This window comes from Nitratifractor sp., from assembly GCF_015487065.1.
Classification (GTDB): Bacteria; Campylobacterota; Campylobacteria; order Campylobacterales; family Sulfurovaceae; genus Nitratifractor.
Map to the genome: position 1 here is coordinate 1 of NZ_WFQN01000109.1, position 3,220 is coordinate 3,220.

4 protein-coding genes and 1 pseudogene are annotated in these 3,220 nt (G+C 52.5%); 4 read left to right on the top strand and 1 reads right to left on the bottom strand.

Annotated features, from left to right (window positions below; all coding sequences use genetic code 11):
• From F8I07_RS05885 to F8I07_RS05900, 4 genes are all read left to right on the top strand, one after another.
• A partial coding sequence (locus tag F8I07_RS05885; RefSeq protein ID WP_292656983.1) for a winged helix-turn-helix domain-containing protein occupies positions 1-267 on the top strand: 267 nt, incomplete at its 5' end.
• Positions 264-1,439: a HAMP domain-containing sensor histidine kinase gene (locus tag F8I07_RS05890; RefSeq protein WP_292656986.1), complete on the top strand. Its 1,176-nt coding sequence runs from the start codon at positions 264-266 to the stop codon at positions 1,437-1,439. The genes F8I07_RS05885 and F8I07_RS05890, both read left to right, overlap by 4 nt.
• Positions 1,440-1,441: 2 nt before the next feature.
• Positions 1,442-1,810: a hypothetical protein gene (locus F8I07_RS05895; RefSeq protein WP_292656988.1), complete on the top strand. Its 369-nt coding sequence runs from the start codon at positions 1,442-1,444 to the stop codon at positions 1,808-1,810.
• A gap of 49 nt (positions 1,811-1,859) precedes the next feature.
• A complete protein-coding gene (locus tag F8I07_RS05900) occupies positions 1,860-2,390 on the top strand; it encodes a hypothetical protein (protein WP_292656991.1) in 531 nt (176 codons plus the stop codon).
• 502 nt (positions 2,391-2,892) lie between these two features.
• Here the strand turns inward: F8I07_RS05900 and F8I07_RS05905 are convergent.
• Positions 2,893-3,220 (bottom strand): annotated as a pseudogene (locus F8I07_RS05905) (cytochrome C biogenesis protein CcsA); the annotation flags it as partial.

Sequence of the window (3,220 nt, forward strand, 5' to 3'; positions counted from 1 at the left end):
CCCATCGATTTCACCTTGACGGTAAACGGGGAGCGCATTCCGCTCAAACCCAAAGAGGCGCGTCTGCTGGCTTACTTTCTGCAACACCCGGATACCACTCTGCGCAAAGAGGAGATCTACGACGCCCTATGGGACTACGACGAAACCCCCAACGAAGGGAGCCTGCGGACCTTCGTCAAAGTCTTGCGAAAGCATCTGGGCAAAGAGCGTATCGAAACGATCAAAGAGGTGGGGTATCGTTATCGCAGTGACGGGACAGGATTGTGAAGCCGCCCCTCTTCGAGAGCGAAAAGAAAAGCCATCGCCGTTTTCTCGTCATCTATCTGGTCTCCACGCTCCTGCTCATCGGCGTGGGATCGGCGATCTTCTATACCTACAGCCTCCACCGGATCATCGACCATCAGAACGAGACCCTCAAACTCAAAACCGCCCTGATCCGCCCCAAACTTCGAAAACTCCACAACTCCACCGAAAAGCGTCTGCTCTATCCCGGGATCGAGGGGATCCGTACCGCTCTCTACGACATCGACCGCCACTACCTCATCGGCGAATTCAAACCCGAGAAGATCGTGTGGGATAGAGAGTTCTGGCGGGTGGGCGATACCCTCTACTATCGCTACGAAATGCAGCCCTACTATCTGGGGGCGGCAACGGTTGTCTCGTCGATGCCTCTGGACAAAGCCCCCATCCACTCTTTTCAGCTCAAAATGGCCCTCATCCTCTTCCTGGCCGTTCTCTTCGTCGCCTTCATCGCCCGCTGGCTGGGACGGCTCTTCCTGGCCCCCGTCCATCACACGATCCGTCTCCTGGACCGTTTCATCCAGGATACCACCCACGAACTCAACACACCGGTCAGCACCGTCCTGACCAACATCGAACTCTTCAAAAGCCTCCACCCCGAGTTGGAGAACAACGACGAACTGCGGCGCATCGAGATCGCTTCCAAGCGCCTGAGCCGACTCTACGACGATCTGGCCTATCTTCGACTCAACCACCGGCGTCGACGCCGGATCGAGCCGGTCGACCTCCGGGAGCTTCTGGAGGAGCGGCTGGCCTATTTCGGCCCCATGGCGCAGCGCCGACAGATCGATCTTCAACGGGAAATCACCACGGCCCCCATACGAGAAATGGACCGGGAAGACGCCGCCAAACTCATCGACAACCTCCTGAGCAACGCCATCAAATACACCCACCCCGGGGGGCGTATTCGGGTAGAACTCGACGCCCGTTCCTTCACGGTCGAGGACAATGGGGCCGGAATGGACCGTGAAGCCAGCACACGGGCGACGGAACGCTTCTTCCGCGCCAATTCCAGTGAGGGAGGATTCGGCCTGGGGCTCAACATCGTCCGCGAAATCGTTGAATATTACGGGATGGAACTACAGATCGAGAGTGAAGAAGGGAAAGGAACGAAAGTGAGGATCGTATGGGGAGAGTAGTGATGATTCTGGTTTTGATCCTGTCGGGATTAGCCGCTAAACCGACTTCGCCGCTGGCTCGATGCGCCGTCTGCCATACCAAGAGCGGTCCACCGCTTTCTCTCATCTATCGACGCTATCTGATGCTCTACAGTTCCAAAGAGCGGATCCGAAAGCGGATGATCGACTTTCTCCGCGCTCCGTCAAAGGCCAAAAGTGCGATGCCCGAAGGGATGAAAAACCGCTTCAAGCCCCAGAAACACCCGGCTTTCCCTCCCCGAATTGCCAAAGAGGCGGCCGAAAAATTGATCGAAAAAGAGGACCTCATCCCGCGCATTGTCGTTCCCGGGCAACCGGACACATCAAGACTAGAGACAAAGGGGATTCGGTAAACCTTATCCTGCTAAGATTGTTGTGCCAGAAAAATCCAAAGGAGTTCCAATGACACGAAAAATACTCATTACCACACTTTCAGCAGCAACCCTGATATCCTCCTCCGCCTGGGCTCAGCCCGGGCAGGGGCCTGGTATGGAGAGCCGGCATCCGATGAAGATGCACAAAAAGCACACCCAAAAAGGCAAGCGCGGGATGCGCTCAATCTTTTTGATCCAACACGGTCTGCCCCACTATTCGAAGATTCTGATGAAGATGTGGGACGATCCGAAACTCGCCCTCAGTTCTGAGCAGAAAAGTAAACTGGAAGCGGTCCGTAACCGTACGATACAACAGGTAAAAGAGATCGCTCCCCAAGTCAAGAAGTTGACGCTTGAAATCGTCAAAGAGAGCCGCTCCGGCGTCAAAGCCGAAAGCCTCTCTTCCAAAGTGGATACGCTCGCTTCCCTGAAAGCCAAAGCAACGAAGGTACAGCTGCAGTGCATCGAAGGGACCCGCTCGATCCTGACCTCCAAGCAGCTCGAATATGTTCATGAGCATCTCAAGCAGTTGCGAAAGAAGCATAGAAAACACAGCTGATTTTTCAGCCGGGATCGCCCTTGTCCAAGGTAAGCGATCTCTTCTGTGAAACCGGGGGCTTCAACCCTGCCTTCGAGGGCCTATCCCAAATAATCACAAAGTTTATTGGACAATTTCGTATTATTGGAGCCGATTTAGCAACTATTTCCGGATGGATTGGATTTGTCCGGATATTGTATCAAAATAGATTGATATGTAGATTTTAATTGAAGGCTCTGAAAAACCTCCATCGTTCCATGTTTGGCTCACCTAATATATCGTGGATACAGCATCATGCTCATATGATGAGAGCACTCAATACAAAAACCCGAAGAGCCAAACTAAATCAATAACAGTGTTGTAAATTACATACAAATATGTGCGGGGCTTTCTCTAAGCACTGGAAAAAATTGTTTTCAAAAAATTTTCCTGTCTATTACTGATACTGAAATGCAAATAGTGGAGGTTAGATAAAAAGAAAAAAAATGAATTTTGTGGATACCCCGACTGGGTATCCAGCAATTTACTTGAGATCGGGTTTGGGAGTTTTGTTGTTACTGGCAGGCAGCATGGGATAGCGAACGTAGGGTTTCTTGCCGGTAAGCGCACCGAAGAAAGCTTTGATCTTCATCGTCTCTTCATCACTGATCGTGGTGCCCAGCTGAGTCTCGCCCATAATCTTGATCGCCTCTTCGATGCTCCAGACCGCACCGTTGTGGAAGTAGGGGCGGGTCTCGAGAATATTACGGAGGGTGGGAACTTTGACCATACCGTTCTTGTCACCCTTGAACTCGCCTACGTTAGCGTATTTGTAGGGTTTGGCGACGGGGAAGGGCTGCATGCTTCCACCC